The organism is Campylobacter concisus (assembly GCF_902460705.1).
GTDB lineage: Bacteria > Campylobacterota > Campylobacteria > Campylobacterales > Campylobacteraceae > Campylobacter_A > Campylobacter_A concisus_Z.
The window spans coordinates 16,485-33,612 of record NZ_CABPUP010000006.1 but is presented as its reverse complement, the minus strand read 5'-3'; the positions used below and the strand labels follow the sequence as shown (position 1 = coordinate 33,612).

Annotated in this window: 24 protein-coding genes; all 24 read right to left on the bottom strand. The window is 36.6% G+C overall.

Translation table 11 applies throughout. The features are described from left to right. Positions 1–20: 20 nt before the first annotated feature. Positions 21–662: a DUF8095 domain-containing protein gene (locus F3G75_RS08520; protein ID WP_223154458.1), complete on the bottom strand. Its 642-nt coding sequence runs from the start codon at positions 660–662 to the stop codon at positions 21–23. 17 nt (positions 663–679) lie between these two features. Beyond that, positions 680–2,017 carry an amidophosphoribosyltransferase gene (gene purF, locus F3G75_RS08515; protein WP_107792843.1) on the bottom strand — a complete coding sequence of 446 codons (1,338 nt, stop codon included), beginning with the start codon at positions 2,015–2,017 and terminating at the stop codon, positions 680–682. 9 nt (positions 2,018–2,026) lie between these two features. Beyond that, positions 2,027–2,335, bottom strand: a complete 309-nt coding sequence (locus tag F3G75_RS08510) for a DUF2314 domain-containing protein (RefSeq protein ID WP_149717244.1) — start codon at positions 2,333–2,335, stop codon at positions 2,027–2,029. After that, positions 2,328–3,098, bottom strand: a complete 771-nt coding sequence (dapB, locus tag F3G75_RS08505) for a 4-hydroxy-tetrahydrodipicolinate reductase (RefSeq protein ID WP_149717243.1) — start codon at positions 3,096–3,098, stop codon at positions 2,328–2,330. The genes F3G75_RS08510 and dapB overlap by 8 nt, the downstream gene beginning before the upstream one ends. 145 nt (positions 3,099–3,243) lie before the next feature. After that, positions 3,244–4,182 (bottom strand): NAD(P)/FAD-dependent oxidoreductase, encoded by a 939-nt coding sequence (locus F3G75_RS08500; protein ID WP_149717242.1) that lies wholly within the window; start codon positions 4,180–4,182, stop codon positions 3,244–3,246. A gap of 9 nt (positions 4,183–4,191) precedes the next feature. Continuing rightward, positions 4,192–4,638: a hypothetical protein gene (locus F3G75_RS08495; protein WP_149717241.1), complete on the bottom strand. Its 447-nt coding sequence runs from the start codon at positions 4,636–4,638 to the stop codon at positions 4,192–4,194. Continuing rightward, positions 4,638–4,952, bottom strand: coding sequence for a thioredoxin (gene trxA / locus F3G75_RS08490; RefSeq protein WP_012001054.1), 315 nt, complete (start codon positions 4,950–4,952; stop codon positions 4,638–4,640). Before trxA ends, F3G75_RS08495 begins: the two co-directional genes overlap by 1 nt. A gap of 72 nt (positions 4,953–5,024) precedes the next feature. Continuing rightward, entirely contained in the window at positions 5,025–5,366 is a 342-nt protein-coding gene (locus F3G75_RS08485; RefSeq protein ID WP_149717240.1) for a YraN family protein, read from the bottom strand. A 1-nt stretch (position 5,367) separates the two neighbouring features. Continuing rightward, a complete protein-coding gene (locus F3G75_RS08480; protein WP_149717239.1) occupies positions 5,368–6,630 on the bottom strand; it encodes a homoserine dehydrogenase in 1,263 nt (420 codons plus the stop codon). Beyond that, positions 6,627–7,835, bottom strand: coding sequence for an LL-diaminopimelate aminotransferase (locus tag F3G75_RS08475; RefSeq protein ID WP_149717238.1), 1,209 nt, complete (start codon positions 7,833–7,835; stop codon positions 6,627–6,629). The genes F3G75_RS08480 and F3G75_RS08475 overlap by 4 nt, the downstream gene beginning before the upstream one ends. Positions 7,836–7,844: 9 nt before the next feature. Beyond that, entirely contained in the window at positions 7,845–8,627 is a 783-nt protein-coding gene (locus F3G75_RS08470) for a hypothetical protein (RefSeq protein ID WP_103579751.1), read from the bottom strand. Next, positions 8,621–9,562, bottom strand: coding sequence for a phosphatidylglycerophosphate synthase (locus F3G75_RS08465; protein ID WP_103579752.1), 942 nt, complete (start codon positions 9,560–9,562; stop codon positions 8,621–8,623). The genes F3G75_RS08470 and F3G75_RS08465 overlap by 7 nt, the downstream gene beginning before the upstream one ends. Next, a complete protein-coding gene (rlmB, locus tag F3G75_RS08460) occupies positions 9,555–10,235 on the bottom strand; it encodes a 23S rRNA (guanosine(2251)-2'-O)-methyltransferase RlmB (protein WP_103579753.1) in 681 nt (226 codons plus the stop codon). The genes F3G75_RS08465 and rlmB overlap by 8 nt, the downstream gene beginning before the upstream one ends. Before the next feature lie 111 nt (positions 10,236–10,346). Further along, positions 10,347–11,162 carry a 16S rRNA (cytidine(1402)-2'-O)-methyltransferase gene (rsmI, locus tag F3G75_RS08455; protein ID WP_103579754.1) on the bottom strand — a complete coding sequence of 272 codons (816 nt, stop codon included), beginning with the start codon at positions 11,160–11,162 and terminating at the stop codon, positions 10,347–10,349. A gap of 3 nt (positions 11,163–11,165) precedes the next feature. Next, positions 11,166–11,366, bottom strand: coding sequence for a 50S ribosomal protein L31 (gene rpmE / locus F3G75_RS08450; protein WP_002942443.1), 201 nt, complete (start codon positions 11,364–11,366; stop codon positions 11,166–11,168). An 83-nt stretch (positions 11,367–11,449) separates the two neighbouring features. Next, positions 11,450–12,106 (bottom strand): 16S rRNA (uracil(1498)-N(3))-methyltransferase, encoded by a 657-nt coding sequence (locus F3G75_RS08445; RefSeq protein ID WP_103579755.1) that lies wholly within the window; start codon positions 12,104–12,106, stop codon positions 11,450–11,452. Continuing rightward, positions 12,107–12,508, bottom strand: a complete 402-nt coding sequence (locus tag F3G75_RS08440) for a hypothetical protein (RefSeq protein WP_103579756.1) — start codon at positions 12,506–12,508, stop codon at positions 12,107–12,109. After that, positions 12,505–12,708, bottom strand: coding sequence for a hypothetical protein (locus F3G75_RS08435; RefSeq protein ID WP_103592769.1), 204 nt, complete (start codon positions 12,706–12,708; stop codon positions 12,505–12,507). The genes F3G75_RS08440 and F3G75_RS08435 overlap by 4 nt, the downstream gene beginning before the upstream one ends. Next, positions 12,708–13,289, bottom strand: coding sequence for a 6-pyruvoyl trahydropterin synthase family protein (locus tag F3G75_RS08430; RefSeq protein ID WP_149717237.1), 582 nt, complete (start codon positions 13,287–13,289; stop codon positions 12,708–12,710). The genes F3G75_RS08435 and F3G75_RS08430 overlap by 1 nt, the downstream gene beginning before the upstream one ends. Continuing rightward, on the bottom strand, positions 13,289–14,044 hold the full coding sequence (locus F3G75_RS08425) for a 7-carboxy-7-deazaguanine synthase QueE (RefSeq protein WP_149717236.1): 756 nt from the start codon (positions 14,042–14,044) through the stop codon (positions 13,289–13,291). The genes F3G75_RS08430 and F3G75_RS08425 overlap by 1 nt, the downstream gene beginning before the upstream one ends. After that, entirely contained in the window at positions 14,044–15,012 is a 969-nt protein-coding gene (gene moaA, locus F3G75_RS08420; protein ID WP_072593973.1) for a GTP 3',8-cyclase MoaA, read from the bottom strand. The genes F3G75_RS08425 and moaA overlap by 1 nt, the downstream gene beginning before the upstream one ends. A gap of 135 nt (positions 15,013–15,147) precedes the next feature. Continuing rightward, on the bottom strand, positions 15,148–15,654 hold the full coding sequence (locus tag F3G75_RS08415) for a DUF6115 domain-containing protein (RefSeq protein ID WP_149717235.1): 507 nt from the start codon (positions 15,652–15,654) through the stop codon (positions 15,148–15,150). A 10-nt stretch (positions 15,655–15,664) separates the two neighbouring features. Next, the gene (locus F3G75_RS08410; protein WP_149717234.1) at positions 15,665–16,186 is read right to left on the bottom strand and encodes a hypothetical protein; all 522 of its coding nucleotides are present in this window, start codon (positions 16,184–16,186) and stop codon (positions 15,665–15,667) included. Beyond that, positions 16,183–17,043, bottom strand: coding sequence for a menaquinone biosynthesis prenyltransferase MqnP (gene mqnP, locus F3G75_RS08405; protein WP_410470373.1), 861 nt, complete (start codon positions 17,041–17,043; stop codon positions 16,183–16,185). The genes F3G75_RS08410 and mqnP overlap by 4 nt, the downstream gene beginning before the upstream one ends. Between the last annotated feature and the right edge of the window lie 85 nt (positions 17,044–17,128).

Genomic DNA, 17,128 nt, shown 5'->3' with positions numbered 1-17,128 from the left:
CTAATTTTTAAGTTAAAGATTTAAAAAGTACAAAGTATGTCAAGTAGTCTGCCTAATTTTTGTAGGTCATTTAAAAAGAGCTGCTTTGTCTTTTGTGTAAATTCTTTTGCTTCTTCTAGGATTTTAGTCTCAGCTATATTGTAAGCAAACCCTTTTTTTAATATCTTTGCACCTTTTTTATAAAAGAAATTTGCTTCTATAATGCTTGCAAAAAAGCTATCATCTCTTAAATAGTAGTTTGTTGCTACATTTACATACACTGGCTTTTGTAACAAAAAATCACCACAAACACTATTTTGTGAGCTAAATTTAACACTCTCAAGCACATCAGGCCTTATCTCATAAAATTTTATCTCATTAGCTTTTTTTAAAGCTAATATATCTCTTGATTTATTTAAATTTATAGAGTTGTTATTTACTTCAAGTACATTTATAGTACCCTTTGCAAGCGAATAAGCATTTAAAATCTTATCTTCTGCTAAAAAATTTACTATACCAAAAAATGGCACACTAGTATTTTGTTCTGTAAAATTTTGAGCAGTTTTTATTTGTAGCTGCTGTTTTGTGCCATTTATCTCATAGTAGCTTACGTAAATAGAAATTTCATCTTTTTTGCTTGGACTCTTTTGTGAGCAACCACTAAAAAATATTGCAACAAGCAAAAAAATGGCTAAATTTTTCACTTTATGAAATAGTCACCATCAAAGCTTACAAGCGAATATTTTCGCTCATTGCCGATACTTTCTTTAAGTTCATCTATGCTTAAAAATTCTAAGCTATCTGCACCGATATATTCTCTTACTTCTTCTGCATTTTTTTTAGAGCTTATTAACTCTTCAAAGCTTGGCGTATCGATACCATATCGCTCAGGGTATTTAAGCTCAGGACAAGCGACTCTAAAATGAATCTCTTTAGCGCCCGCATGTCTTAAAAGATCAACCACCTTTTTTGAAGTAGTACCGCGAACGATACTATCGTCGATAACAACGATACTTTTACCTTTTAGAACCGATGACATCGGGTTAAGTTTTAGCTTGACTTTTAAATTCCTCATCTCTTGGCTTGGCTCGATGAAGGTTCTACCCACATAGTGGTTTCTAGTGATAGCTAGCTCAAATGGGATTTTGCTCTCATTTGCGTACCCAAGCGCTGCTGGTACTCCGCTATCTGGTACAGGTACGACGAAATCTGCTTTAATTTTGCTCTTTTTAGCTAGTACTTCACCCATTTTTTTTCTAACTTCATAGACGCTTTTACCTTCTATCACGCTATCTGGGCGAGCAAAATAGATATATTCAAATGCGCATATTCTAGGATCTGGCTCATAAATTTGAATGCTTTGAAACTCACTTTTTCCATGTTCAAAGACTATCATCTCACCAGGTCTAATATCTCTTATAAAGCTAGCCCCCACAAGATCAAAAGCGCAAGTCTCGCTAGCTACGATATATCCACCATCTTTTAGCTTGCCAAGACTTAGTGGCCTAACACCCCAGCGATCTCTTATGGCAAAGGTTTTATGGCGTGATTGGATAAGCAGACAATAAGCGCCTTTTATCTTATCAAGTGCCGCGATAATACGGTCCTGCAAGTGTTTGCTATGGTTTCTTGCGATTAGATGGATGATATTTTCAGTATCCATATTTGTCTGAAATATCGCGCCATCTTTAATAAGCTCATCTCTAACCTCATCTTTATTTACCAAATTTCCATTATGGACGATTGAAATTTGTCCCAAAGAGTAGTTAGCGGCTATTGGCTGGGCATCACGACCTGAGTTTTTACCAGCCGTTGCATATCGGTTGTGACCAATAGCCATATCGCCTTTTAGCGATCTTAAAATTTCTTCATTAAAGACCTCTGTAACTAGGCCATTACCCTTGTGAGTAGAAATTTCTCCGTCATCACAAACGCTAATACCACTTGCCTCTTGGCCGCGATGCTGCATAGAAAATAACGCATAATAGGCAGTCTTTGCTGCATCTTTAGAATTTATAATACCAACTATTGCACACATTTTTTTCCTTTAGTTTTCATCATCTTTGTAAATTTCAAGAACATTTTTGTAGTTAAACTTGATCTCATCGCCAGCATTTAAACAGCCTTTTGTAAATGGTTCATTGTCTAAAATGCCGATAAATTCGCCGTTATTTGTCTCGCTAACAACCACCCACATGCGCTCAACCTGAGCAAACTCATCATCTTCAAATCTAAATATAAGCTTTACTATATCGCCAGCTCTTAAATTTTGACGCTTTTCACGCTCCGGTAGGTAGAATTTATCACCAAATTCTAGCTTATAGCTTTCTATATCATCAAGCTCAAATTTAATCATCAAGCCCTAAACTATCGTCTATCGAGTAAAGGCTACTATTTTGATCTTTTAGCCAAATGGCAGCCCTGATCGCACCTTTTGAAAAGGTTGCCCTACTCGTTGCGGTGTGATTTAGCTCAATAAATTCGCCGTCATTATAAAAGCCAACCGTATGGCGACCGACTACATCGCCACCACGAAGCGCCATGACTGCGATCTCGTCCTTGCTTCTTTCGCCCACCATGCCAGCTCTACCAGTGACTAAAACATCTTTTAAATTTAGATCCCTAGCCTCAGCCACGCAACCAGCTAAGGTCATTGCTGTGCCGCTTGGAGCGTCCTTTTTGTGCCTATGGTGTTGCTCTACTATCTCTATGTCAAATTCTCTTAATGTTTTTGAAGCGATCCTTGCAAGGCGGTTTAGTACAGCTACGCCCAAACTCATATTTGTTGCGTAAAGAATAGGCATAGCTCCAGATGCTAAATGGAGTAAGTTTTTATCTTCGTCATTTAACCCGGTCGTACCGATAACTAGTGGTTTTGGATTAGTTCTAGCGTAGTTTAGCAGTGCTACTGTAGCCTCTTTTTGGCTAAAGTCGATTATCACATCGCATGCTTCAAAAAATTTAGCAAAGTCATTTGTCAAAAGTTCGTTACTTAAATTTTCAACCTGATTTTTTTGGCTAAAAGCGACACTTAAAAGTGCATTTTTCTCATCTCTTAAGCAAGAGATAATACTTTGAGCCATCTTTCCACTAGCACCATAAAGGCCTATTTTTACCAAAATTTATCCTTTGATTTTTGGTTGAAATTTAACATAAAATTTATTATAGATAGATTACAAATAGGCTTTAAAAATGCGTATAAAATCAAAATTTTAATAGAAAAAAGAAGAGAAATTTAGCCAAAAATTTGGCTAAATTTGAGTATTAATGCAAGCTTTCTATGTAGCTCATAGCGCTAAGTGCTGCTACTGCGCCATCACCTGCTGCTACGACCACTTGTTTTGGAGCGTCCTCTCTGATATCACCTGCTACAAAGAGCCCATTCAGGCTGGTTTGCATCTTAAGGTTTGTCTTAACCTGTCCACCATCGACCATATCGCAGATAAATTTGCCGTTTTCATCTTTTAAAATTTCATTATTTACATTTAATCCAACAAAGGTAAAAATTCCCGGCACATCAAGCACGCGCTCACCATTTTTGGTATCAAGCACAATCTTTGTTAGGCCCATTTTATCGCCAAGCGCCTCTTTTATCGTCGCACTTGTTATAAATTCGATCTTTTCATTTTTTCTAGCTTTTTCAACTGTAGTTGGCGCCGCTCTAAATTCGTCACGTCTATGGATTAAATAGACTTTTGAGCAGATATTTGCTAGATAAAGCGCCTCTTCAACAGCTGTGTCACCACCGCCAAGAACAGCCACTTCTTTGTTTTTGTAAAAAAAGCCATCGCATGTTGCGCATGTACTAACACCTTTGCCAAAGAACTCATCTTCACCCTTAAAGCCAGCACGTCTTGGTGTTGAGCCAGTCGCTACGATGACAGCTTTTGCCTGCTCGCTCTTGCCGCCTTCAAGTAAAATTTCAAAGCTGCCGTCGCTATTTTTTCTAACGCCAACAACGTTTGCCCATTTATGAACTAGCCCAAATGCGCTGCACTGCTTCCACCAAGTACTCATAAAGTCAAAGCCACTCTCGCCAGGGGCTTTTTGGCCTGGGTAGTTTTCTATCTCTGAGCTAGAGGTGATCTGGCCGCCAGGCTCGCCTTTTTCAAACATTACAACATTTTTTAATCCGCCTCTAGTGGCGTAAAGTCCGGCGCTTAGTCCAGCTGGACCGCCTCCGATGATCGCTAAATCAAGCATAATTTTCCTTTATTCTAAAACATTTATGGACGAATTTTGTTTATAAATTTCGCCCCTTTGATGAACTATCTCAACACTGCTAGGTAGCTTTGTAATGCTTAAATTTCGCATGAGCTCTAAAACTGTATTTATATCTGAGCTTATATATTTTAGTGTTGAGTTTGACTCATATCTTTTTTGAAAGATATCGATTGCCACAACTGTTTCATTTTTGATTGGTAAAATTTCGTCTAATTTTGATTGATTTGAGCTGAAGATTAAAAGCGTGTATTTTGGCTCTTTTGGAGTGAAAATTTCGCTTTTTTCGTAAAAAACTAGCTTCGCAAAATCAACAAATTTATATTGTGAAAAACGATAGTTGCTATACGCAAATGCAGCTGCTATCATAGCTGCACCAAAAAATGAACCAAATATATATGTAAGAGGAAGTAGGCTTCCTCTTCTTTTTTCGCTCATTAAAGAAGCGAATTTAGTTTGTCAGTTAAGGCTTGTTTTGACTGTGCACCGACCATTTGCTCAACTAGCTCGCCATTTTTGAAAAATAGCAATGTTGGGATCGATCTGATGCCAAACTCAACTGCAAGATCTTGCACTTCATCAGTATTTACCTTGCAAATTTTTGCTTTGCCGTCAAAGTCTTCAGCAAGCTCTTCGATCACTGGAGCTAGCATACGGCAAGGTCCGCACCATGGAGCCCAAAAGTCCACTAAAGCAACGCCTTCTTTTGTAACATCAAAATTTTCTTTTGTAAGTTCGATGTATTTTCCCATTTTTTCTCCTTATTTTTAAAATGTGGCAATTATACAAATTAAATTTAAATTTTATCTAAATAATAAATTTTATTATAAACTAATATTTTCTATCAGCTCTAAATTTTCATTTTTTATGACGAGTAAATCGACTTGAAAATCTCTATTTGGCTCATTTTTCATCATATAAAAATTTATAGTTTTTAAGATTTTTATATATTTTGCATTATTTAGTCTATACTCTGCTTCATATTCTCTACTAGTTGCTTTTACCTCTATAAAGTGTAAAATTTTATCACTGCTTAGCGCGATAATGTCGATCTCACCAAATTTAGAGTGAAAATTTCTCTCTAAAATGATAAAACCAAGCTTTTGTAAAAATTCACACGCCCTATCTTCTGAGTTTTTACCGAAGAGATACTCTTTTAACCCCAAGCTACTCCTCGATCCTCATCATAAATGGCTCTTCTTTTATATACTCTTGCTCTTTTAAAATTTCAATTGTCCTTCTTACATCAGCCTCAAGACTCGTATGTGTCGTAAAAAACAATACCGCAAATTCGCTCTCATCTTTTGGTTTTTGAAGTATGCTATCGATCGACAAGTTATTTTCACTCATTAAATTTGTAATCTTTGCTAGCACACCCATTTTATCTTCGACTTTTAACCTAAAGTAATACTTTGTCTTTATCCTATCGCGGTCAAGTAGTTCAAGCGTATTTAATTCAAACGGCGCTTTATATCCTAGCATCGGCGACTTACTATCTCTTGCGATGTCGATAAGATCGCTGATTACCGCGCTTGCCGTTGCATCGCCACCAGCTCCAGGGCCATAATACATCGTCTCGCCAACAACCTCGCCAACGACACTGATCGCATTTGTTACGCCACTTGCCTTTGCTATCATTTTATTTTGTGGCACTAGCGCTGGATGCACACGTAGCTCGATTTTACCCTCACTTTTCTTAGCAATTGCTAGAAGTTTTATTGAGTATTCGAAATCTTTTGCGAAAAATATATCTTCAGGTGTGATATTTTGAATACCTTCGATCAAAATATCCTCTGGATCGCCATGCACACCGTATGCTATGCTTGCTAAGATAAGTAGCTTATGAGCCGTATCAAAGCCTCCCACGTCAAAAGTAGGATCAGCCTCAGCGTATCCGAGCTCTTGCGCCTTTTTAAGTGCGTCTTTAAAATTTGAGCCCTCGTCCATCATCGAGGTTAGGATAAAGTTACTAGTTCCGTTTAGTATGCCATTTATACTAACGATGTGGTTTGCGCTTAAGCCTTCCCTTAAAGCTCTAATGATCGGTATGCCACCAGCCACGCTCGCTTCAAAGCCAAATGGCGTGTTTTTGGCTAAATTTTGCAAAGCATATCTATGATAGGCAAGGAGTGCTTTGTTTGCGGTCACGACTGCTTTTTTTCGCTTTAAAATTTCACTCACAACTCTAAAAGGCTCTTCAACACCGCCCATAAGTTCGACAAAAACGTCAATATCATCGCGATTTATAACGCTATTTATATCGTCAGTCAAAGGGATGCCAACGTCTCTTTTTTTATTTAAATTTCTGACCACTCCGATGACTGGCACTATCTCCTCGCCACTTCTTGCTGCGATTAGCTTTTTATTTTTTAGTAAAATTTTAGCAACTGACTCGCCAACGGTTCCAACGCCTAATATCGCTACATTCATTCAAATTCTTTCAAATATTTTTTTATATTTCTTGCTGCTTGTCTTATCCTATTTTCATTTTCGATAAGAGCTAGACGCACATAGTCGTTTCCGCCCTCGCCAAAACCAATACCCGGGCTAACGGCAACCGATGCTTTTGTAAGAAGCTGCTTTGAAAACTCAAGGCTGCCCAGATGACTAACCTTTGGCGGAAGTTTCGCCCAGATAAACATACTTGAGCTTGGCTTTTTAAGCTCCCAACCAGCCTGAACAAAGGCCTCTATCATCACATCTCTTCTTTTTTCATAAATTTGGCGTATCTCTTCAACGCAGCTTTGATTGCCGTCAAGTGCGACTGTGGCAGCCACCTGGATCGGCGTAAACATGCCATAATCAACCCATGATTTTATCTTTTTAAGTGCTGCGCAAAGTCTTTTATTTCCACACATAAAGCCAACTCTCCAGCCAGCCATATTGTAGCTTTTTGAAAGTGTGTAGCACTCGACTGCAACGTCTTTTGCACCATCAACCTCAAAGATACTTGGCGTTTTGTAGCCATCAAATGTAAGATCAGCGTAGGCGATGTCAGAGATAACGTAAAATCTCTCTTGTTTTGCAATACTTACAAGGCGCTCGTAAAAGCTCTTTTGCACTGTCACGGTCGTTGGATTGTGAGGGAAATTTACGACTACGTATTTTGGCTTTGGTGAACTTGCGTGTATAGTCTGGATCAAATTTTCAAAAAATTTATTCTCATCTAGCTCAAATTTATCATTATAGTGAAGTGGCATCTTTGCGACACTTCCGCCAGCAAATAAAAACGCTTGCGTGTGTATCGGATAAGCAGGGTCAGGCACGATAGCCACATCGCCTGGGTTTATCACAGCTTGAGCTAAGTGAACAAAACCCTCTTTGCTACCCATCGTGGCGACTGCTTCAGTGTCTGGGTCTAAATTTACGCCATATTTTCTTTTGTACCAGTTGCAAATGGCAAGGCGAAGCTTATAAATTCCAGCACTGGCTGAGTAGCCGTGAGTTTTATCCTTTTGCGCGCTTTCACATAGTTTATCGACAATGTGCTGTGGCGTTCTGCCCTCAGGATTACCCATAGAAAAGTCGATGATGTCCTCTCCAGCTCTTCGTGCTGCCATTTTTATTGCATTTACTTCGGCAAAAACGTAGTTTGGCAAACGCTCAATTGTATTAAATCTTATCTCATCAAACACTGCTTGCTCCTATTTTATAAGCTTGATAATTATCTCATTTTTTATATTATTTATATCAACATTATCGCTAATTAATGCGTATTTTGCGCCTATTGCTAAATTTATAGAAACGGCGGTTTTTGCTTGCTCCTCTTTTATAGAGTCAATCTGATTTAAATTTTTATCATAAATTCTAACAAGCGGCATCCATCTATTTGACTCTTTTGATGCGATATCCAGACTACTTGCACCCTCAACATCAACAAAATAAGTACCACCGCTTTTTAAAAGTGGTGTCTCTTCGTCAAAATTTACCTTTGCAGCCTTAAGGATCATATTCTGAGCATCTAAAAATATCTCTAAATTCCCATCAACTCTATCAAATCCTAAAATTTTAAAACCGCTTTGACTAAGTGCTAAGCTTAATAAATTTGGATCTATTCCACCATTTTTTATGGCTGAAATTCCATAAGAAATTTGATCTCCATTTTTTAGAGAATTTATCCTTGAGATACTTATGTTGGCATCATCCAGAGTCGAATTTATTGATTTTACAAATAATGTAGAAGGAACTTTTTGCTCACTTGTGAATTTTAAATTCAAACTATTTGAACCAAATGAAATGCTATCGTAACTTGAGTTTTGTTTTAATCTTGATACTAGCTCATTGACATTGAGTGAGCCATTTTGGTCTAAATTTTCTAAAGAAATTTGCACATTTTCAACATTGCTTAAAGCACTTGCACTAGTTTGTAAGCTAAAAGCATAGGCAAATACACTAAAAGCGGTAAAAATCGCTATTTTTCTTACCAAGATTTGCCCTTATTAAGTTCTACAAACTCATCATAGCTCACAAATTTCATCTCTCCATTTTCCACTAAAAATCTAGCTGGACGACTTGGATTATATTTTGTTACCTTATCGCCGATCTTTAGCTCAATGTTGCCATTTCCACAAACTACGAGCTGCCTTTGGTCTAAATTTATATTTATGCTTTTGCTTGTATCGTTTGATACTTTTTGACCATTTTCAAGATTAATGATACCTATCCAGACGCGTTGTTTTGGTGTAATGACCGCCTCATTTAGCGGCTTTGTAATGTTTTGCTCTATCTTAGGGGCTGGCTGAGCCGCCATACTTGGCTTCACAGCGTTTTGCTCCATGTTTACAGGACTTGTTGTCACATTTTGCTCAACTGGAGCTGAAATTTTTACGCTTGATATGTTTGCTTCTATTTTAGGGCTATTTTGAGAGATGGTGATATTTGTATCAATGATATTTTTCTTCACCTCATTTACTATACTTGACTGCGAATAGCTCACGCTTTTATTCTCGTCATTTAAAAACGATAAAAAATTCTCGATATATTTGTAAGCATCAAAATGATATGCCCCACCAGCGATAATAGCTAAAATGATGAGCCAAAATAAAAATCCAGCACCGCTACTACCGCTTTGTTTTTGTATGGTAATATCTTTTGGAGTGTAAGAAGAAATTTTTGGAGTAACTTTAGTTTTGTGACTCTCGTCTGGAGTGTTTTCTTGCATAAAGGCATCATATTCAGCTAGCAACTCGCTCAAATCAACATTATATTCACGTTGTAAAATTTTGGCATAGCCTCTAATATTTAAACGTGATAATTTTTCAAAATTTTTATCAAAAATATATTGTAAAAATGTAGGCTCAATGTGCGTTTTACGTGAAATTTCCTTTATGCCTATCTCTTTTAAATTCTCTAATTCATTCATCTATCATCCTGTCACAAATTATTGCAAAAGCTGCACTTACATTTAAGGAGTCCCAGCCATCTTTTAACTTTATACCAATACACTCATCACACTTCGCTAGAGCCTTTTGCGGTATGCCTTCGCCCTCTGAGCCCATCACCAAAGCTCTCTTGCCGGCAAACTTCATCTCTTTTACGTTTTTGCCATTACTTGCTGTTGCATAAATTTTAAAACCAAATTGCTTTAGTTCATTTAGCAAACTAAGTCCGTCTTCAAAAATCGCTATTGGTATCTCATAAGCAGCACCACTACTTGATCTTAAAACGCCTTGCATATTTATACTTTTTGCCACTATCACAAGGCCTTCGCAGCCTAGAGCATAGGCACTTCTAGTGATAGCACCGATATTGCCAACATCACTTATGCCGTAAAGAATGGCGATAAAATTTAGCTTTTTAAGCTCAGCAATGTCTGAAAATTCAAACTCACTAACATTTGCTAAAAAACCTTGATGATTCCCACCACGAGCTAAAGACTGTGCTTTTTGATTATCCACGCGAATAATTTTTTTGCCTGTGCCACAAATTTTAGAGAAGAGTTTTTTGTCACACTCTTTTGAGAGATATATCTCTTCTAATATCTGTGGTCGCTTGTTCAAAATATGTAAAAATAGTTGTTTTCCGTATATTATCATGGTAACTTATGGTAGCTAAAGTCAATTAAAATTTAACTTATTTTTGTATGTAACTAGAGTAAATTTTACACTTTCGTTTTAGTTTCACTTAGTATTTTTGTAGCCTATAATTTAAGCTTTTGTAAGCTCATCATATATCTTTTTTACATCTTCTCCAGTTATTTTGTTAAGCAATTTTGCTTTTACTTTTGGGGCAAGATCAAGCGAAAGTATCTCATCTTTTGTGATATTTTGAGTGGCTGTTTTGTCACTTTTTGAGATGACCACTGCCCACTCACCGTTTAAATTAGCCTTTTCTAAAGTTTTTACTAAATTTTTAGCTTTTTCCTTAAATTTGGTTTCAAATTTTTTCGTAGCCTCTTTTATGGCAAAAATTTCTCTCTCAGGTTCTAGATTTGCGATACTTTGTACTAAGCCTAGTATGCGTTTTGGACTTTCATAGATCACAACTGGATAGGCCAAATTTAGAGCATTTTGGATAGCCAAAGACCTATCTCTACCAGTATTCGGCAAAAATCCTAAAAAGACAAATTCCTTATCACAAAGTCCACTTGCAACCACACTTAAAAGTGCGGCATTTGCTCCGCTTAAAATTTCATATTCAATGTTATTTTTTTGAGCATATCTTACTAGGCTAACACCTGGATCGCTGATACCTGGCATGCCAGCATCGCTCATGTAGGCTACATTTTTACTAAAAAAATCATCACTTAAATTTGTGAAAAAGTCATCTTCATTATGAGTGTGAAGTGAAATAAATTTTGAGATATTTATACTTGCGTCAAAGCGTTCGTTTAGTAGATTTACAAGGCTTTTGCAAACTCTTGTATCTTCGCAGATAGCTATCTCGCATTCACGCAAAATTTTGATCGCACGAAGCGAGATATCTTCTAAATTTCCTATTGGAGTAGGAATAAAGTAGAGCAAGGCTTATTTTTGAGCGTATTTTTTCTTAAATTTCTCAACACGGCCAGCACTGTCAACTATCTTTTCGCTGCCTGTGAAAAATGGGTGGCACTTGTCGCAAATATCAATTCTGATCTCGCTTTTGTTTGACTTTGTTTTAAAAGTGTTTCCGCAAGCACAAGTTACAGTGCAATCTACGTATTCTGGATGGATATCTTTTTTCATCATTTTTCCTTTATTATTTTTGGGCTAATTATCTACATTAAAAGTTGCTGATTATATAAAAAGAAATCTAAAAATCAAATAAATTAAGTCAGGAATTTTGCGGCCACTGAGATAACCGCAGTCTGCGATCTTAAGGTGTTTTTAGTATTTAAGCAGTAGCTATTTTTAAATTTAGCCATCTCATCCTCGCTAAATCCACCCTCTGGACCGATTATTAAAAGCCCATCATCTTTTTTCTCATTTAAGCTTTTACCACCAAAATTTATAGCTGAGACATTTTTATAAACACTCATTAGCTCGTCCAAATTTTTATAAATTTCAAACTCCATTAATGAAGTTCGTCCGCACTGCTCGCAAGAGAGAGCATTTATGTAGTTTAGCCTTTCAATATCTATCTTAAAATTTGCTTGAGAAAATTTAGTATAGACAAAAGCTATTTTACCAACGCCAAGTTCGTTTAAAAATGGCAATGCCTTTTCGATCGTCTTTGGATCGACGATAGCCCAAGCGATTGTAAAGTCGAATTTTTGCTCACCATTTGAGCTGGCAAAGACAAGACTTAAACTCGCACTTCGCCTATCAATCTCATCAATTTCATAAATATACTCTTTAAAGTCTCGTAAATTTCTAACACTTATTCGCTCACCAGCTTGCATTCTTCTAGCTTTTAGGTGCAAAAAAGCTTCATTTACTATCTTTAAGCTTTCATTACCTGCATTTTTATCATATAAAAATTTCATCTAAATCCCTGCAACTACAACTAAAACAAGATCACAAAATCCCTTAATAAGGGCAAATTTTTTAAATTTTTCTAAGTCGCCATTAGCTGCATAAATTTTTAGCCTTTTAAAACCTATGGCACTAAGTGCGATTAAAATTATTAAGATAATTAACATTTTTATGGCATTAAATTTAAACTCATATCCATAATACGCCCATAAAATAAGTCCGGTTAGCACAAGAAAACTAAGTAGCATATGATAAATCGGTAAAAAATATCTTATACGAAGCACATAGTTTTTGCTATTGCTGCTAAACTGAGTAAGTATTAAATAAAGTATATTACAGGCAACTAGTGCATAAAAAAATATCACATGAAAAGGCAAAGTGTATGCAAAAAGCAAGGAGAGATGTTCGTTCATTTCTTCTCTTTAGAAGGCTCGTTCTCTTCAACGACTGGCTCAGGTGGGAGTTGTTCATCGATTGTGACATTTGCGTCTGGTTGAGCTATGGTCACATCACTAGGCACTGGCTCGCTAATATCGTTTTTAGCCTCATCTTTATCTCCACAACCCACAAATAGGCCAGTTATAAATAAAAAAGAAGTTATAATTTTTTTCATCAAACGTCCTTTGGAATTTCTATTTTTAACCTATTTTTCATCTTCTCGAATAAATTTTTATCTTCCCACTCTTCTATGATAGCATCTGAAAATTTGATCTCATCTAGCCTTATCTTGCCCATTTGCGCATTTATGGCGTCCTCTTTAAAGCACTGCGCATAGCCTGTATCAGTCTCATGCACGATAATACTATGAAGCTTCACTTCACGCTCACCGTTATTCATCACACTAAGCTCAAGTAGTCGCTCTATCATAACAAAAAATATACGGCAAAACTGCTCTGCACTTGGATTTAGCGGGATCTCGATCCATCTTGCCGAGTGCTTTTTTAGATCATTTTTATATTCATCATTATCGCCTGAAAATATTGTCGTAGCGTGATCAAAACTATCAATAATCATTTTTATATTTTGCTTCATTAAGCCAAAATCATAAACCATGCCGGCGTTATCAAGAAAATTTGAGCTAAGTAAAATTTCTGCCACATAGCTGTGTCCGTGGATACTAGTCCTACAACGCTTTGAGCTACAAAATCTCACAATATGTGCATTTTCAAATCTAAAAAGCTTTCTAATAATCATCAAACACCTTCTTTATCGCCCCAAAGCCTAATGTGGATACGCTCTGAGTAGTTAAATCCATACTTTATGGCAAATTCTGCTGTTTTTAAAGCATTTTCGTTTAGCTCAGCTTTATTCGCCCCTATTGCCATGCACCAAACTGGCAAATCAACTTGATTTTTTATATTTATAATCTCGTCCAACTCGCTTTTGTCAAAGCGCGAGAGGACAAATTTTAAAAAGCTACTTCTTGCATTATTTTTAATAGCTAAAATAGCGTCTAAATTTATGCGTTTTTGCTCGTTAACTCCGCTATTTGCGAGCTTTACTCCAAGTGCAAAATGGCAGTTTTTATAAATTTCATATTTAGCAAAATCAACTAAAATCGTGCCATTTGTCTCAAAATGCACTTCATAATCTTCAAGCAATTTCTTTACCAAATTTATAAAATTTTCATTTTCATGCCAGATGAGCGGCTCACCACCAGTCAAAACAATGATCGGTTTTTGTATTAAGCCTTTACATAGGTTATCAACTAAGCCTAAAATTTCATCTACACTGTAAATTTTATAATTAAAATGCCCTTTAAAAACAGCCCTTATACTATCACATCCTAGTAGGCTTTCACCAGTTTTTAAAGACTTTGTTTGCACGCCAAAGCCAGAGCAGTTTAAGTTGCAGCCTAAAAAGCGTAAAAATATGGCGAGTCTGCCTTGGTAAGCCCCCTCGCCTTGGATGCTTAAAAACGCCTCAACTAGCTCTAGCTCTTTGCTCATCAACCACCAGTTTGATAAAAGGCACGCGAAGAGGTTTCATTGCTAGCACCTATCGCCCATTTGTTCTCTTTTGGCTTGTTTGCTAGCACTTGTCTTAAGATTTCACTTGCAGCTACGATATCACCCTTTTCAACTGCTTTTTTGATACTAAGAGCTTCTTCAAAGTAAAGGCAAGGTATCAAAAGTCCCTCAGCACTTAGCCTGATACGGTTGCAACTCTCGCAAAAGTCGTGCTTATGCGGATCTATGATGCCAAATTTATAACCATCATCAAGTCTATAAATAGACGCAGGCGCATTTGGTAGTTTTCCATCTTTTGTAACATTATATTTTTGTGAGATAATTTTTAAAATTTCATCGCTACTTAGCCCTTTTAGATCATCTTTAGCGTGTGAATTTTCCATATACTCAATAAATCTGATCTGAGAATCTCTAAATTTAGCAAACTCTAGCAAATTTATAAGCTCATCATCATTTACGCCTTTTAGTGCGACAGTGTTTATTTTTACCTTTAATCCAGCATCATGAGCTGCTTCAAAGCCAGCTAAAACTTCGTGTAAAACGCTTTTTTGTGCGATAAATTTAGCCTTTTGCTCATTTAGTGTATCAAGTGACATATTTATGCGTTTTAGTCCAGCGTCTTTTAACCTTTTGGCAAAGTGTGAAAGCATATAGCCATTTGTAGTAAGTGCTAGATCGATGTCTGGATTATAATCACTTATCATCTTTATAAAAACGTCCAAATCCTTACGTACAAGCGGTTCGCCACCAGTAATTCTTATCTTTTTTATACCTTCATCGATAGCCACTTTTACAAATAAAAATAGCTCTTCAAAGGTTAATAAATTCTCCCTTGGCGTCCAGCTAAATGGCGTTGTAGGCATACAATACCTACACCTAAAGTTGCAACGCTGAGTTACAGAAATCCTTAAATAATCAACAACCCGACCATATTTATCGATTAGCATAAAGCACCTTCTTAAGCTTGGTTAGAGCTTTTTATAATTTTTTCAATTATATGTTAAAAGATTTAAATCAAAATAAAAATTTAAGCTAATTTTTGTAGTTTAAGAGTAGTTTTGTCTTTTAAAATTAGCCCAAATTTAGGCTAATTTATGAAATTTAAGCACAAATTCAACTCGCCCCATACCCACGTGAAGATCTTTAGCGATCATGGCTGCGCTTTTGCCATCTTTAAACATTTTTAAAATTTGCTCTTCTTCATTGATGACGCTTGGTGCGATTTTATTAATATCTCTTGTTCGCTCTTCAAGACTAACTATCCTATCTTTTTGCTCTGTTGCAAAATCATCAATTACTCGCTCAATGCTCTTAATCGCACGAATTATTGGCACAATTTTCTCATTTATTTGTAAATCAATATTTTCTTTTATCTGTTTTTTTAGAGGCTCATATTGTTCGCTATTTTTAAACGCCTCGCCCTCAAGCATTGAAATTTGCTTTTTTAGATTGAAATTTTCTTGCATAACACTTTCTATCGCTCGTTCAAATCTCGCAAATTTCTTATTTGTCTCATTATCTTTTATAAAAAACAAAGCAACTATTATCGCTAAAACGATTCCAAAGCCTAAAAAGATATAAATTTCCATATTTTTCCTTCTACGAGTTCGCTCTCATTTCTCTTATCATTACACGTTCCCTAGCCGTCACATAAGCATTCCAGTCGGCTTCGTCTTCTTCATGCATGTTTTCTATCTTTGCAAGCTTTCCATCAATAGCCTTTAGATAAAGGCTTAAATTTCTCTTTGGAAAGATAGGCATAGCAATCCTTGCGTAGTAAATTTCATCTTTTTGAAATTTTTCTTCGCTTATTTTTATATGCGCAAAGCCGATTTCATCGATACTTGCACTCTCATTTAGTGGCAAATACTGCTTATGTTCGTTTTTAATATAATCACTTAGCGCATCTACTTTTCTGTGAAGTTCTATCAAAAGAGTCAGTAAAACTTGATCGCTCTCTTTAGTCTCGCCGCGTGATTTTGCTCGCTTTAGCCACGCTCCAAGCGCATCTTCATCGCCTGGCAATATAGAGTTAAATTCTCTTAAAAATTTCTCGTCCCCTGAGCTATCACGCTCATAAACCATGCTAAGAGGCGCTTTAAAAAGCCTTACTTCGCTCATAATACGCTGATCCAAACAAAGATAAAAAATAAAATTCCTAAGTAGCCATTTAGTGTGAAAAATGCCTGATCTATCTTGCTAAAGTCGCGCCTTACGATCCTATGCTCGAAAAATAATATCACGCCACTTACTAAAATTCCAAAAAATGCCATCGCTCCAAGCCCAGCCGCCCAAGCAAAAAGTAGCCAGAGTATAAAAGCTAAGGCGTGAAAAATGGCTGATAAAAATAGCGTAGCCTTGTCGCCATAAATGGCTGGTATGCTAAAGAGCTTGTTTTCTTGGTCAAATTTCATATCTTGAAGCGAATAAAGCAGGTCAAATCCAGCCACCCAAAATGTCACACCAAGGCAAAGTAGTACGCTCCAAAGCGGTATAGCAGCGCTTACTGCGACCACGCCAGCAATAGGAGCAAGTCCAAGACTAAGGCCTAGCACTAGGTGCGCTAGCTCGCTAAAGCGCTTAAAAAGCGAGTATCCGCCAAGCACGGCAAGGATAGGAAAGCTTAGCCAAAATGCGAGCGAATTTACAAAATAGGCACAGATGATAAAGATAAGCGCATTTGCTACAATGAAAAGCTGCATATTGCTCTTGCCAATGCGTCCATCAACGCTCGGACGGCTTGCAGTGCGAGGATTTAGCTTGTCGATGTCCTCGTCTTGGTATCTATTAAATGCCATTGCAAAATTTCTAGCACTAACAGCACAAAGTGTGCCTAAAATAAGCAATTTAAAACCAAACCAAGCTGAGCCATTTTCTATCTTACTCGCAACTATCATCGCAACAAAAATAAACGGCAAAGCAAAAACAGAGTGCTTAAAAACGATGAGTTCAGCGATATCTTTTAGCTTTTTGATCATATAAATTTCCATATTTTTAAAAAGTGATTGATTTTACACCATTTTGCTTTAAATCTAAATTTATATTATCATTGCCACATTATTT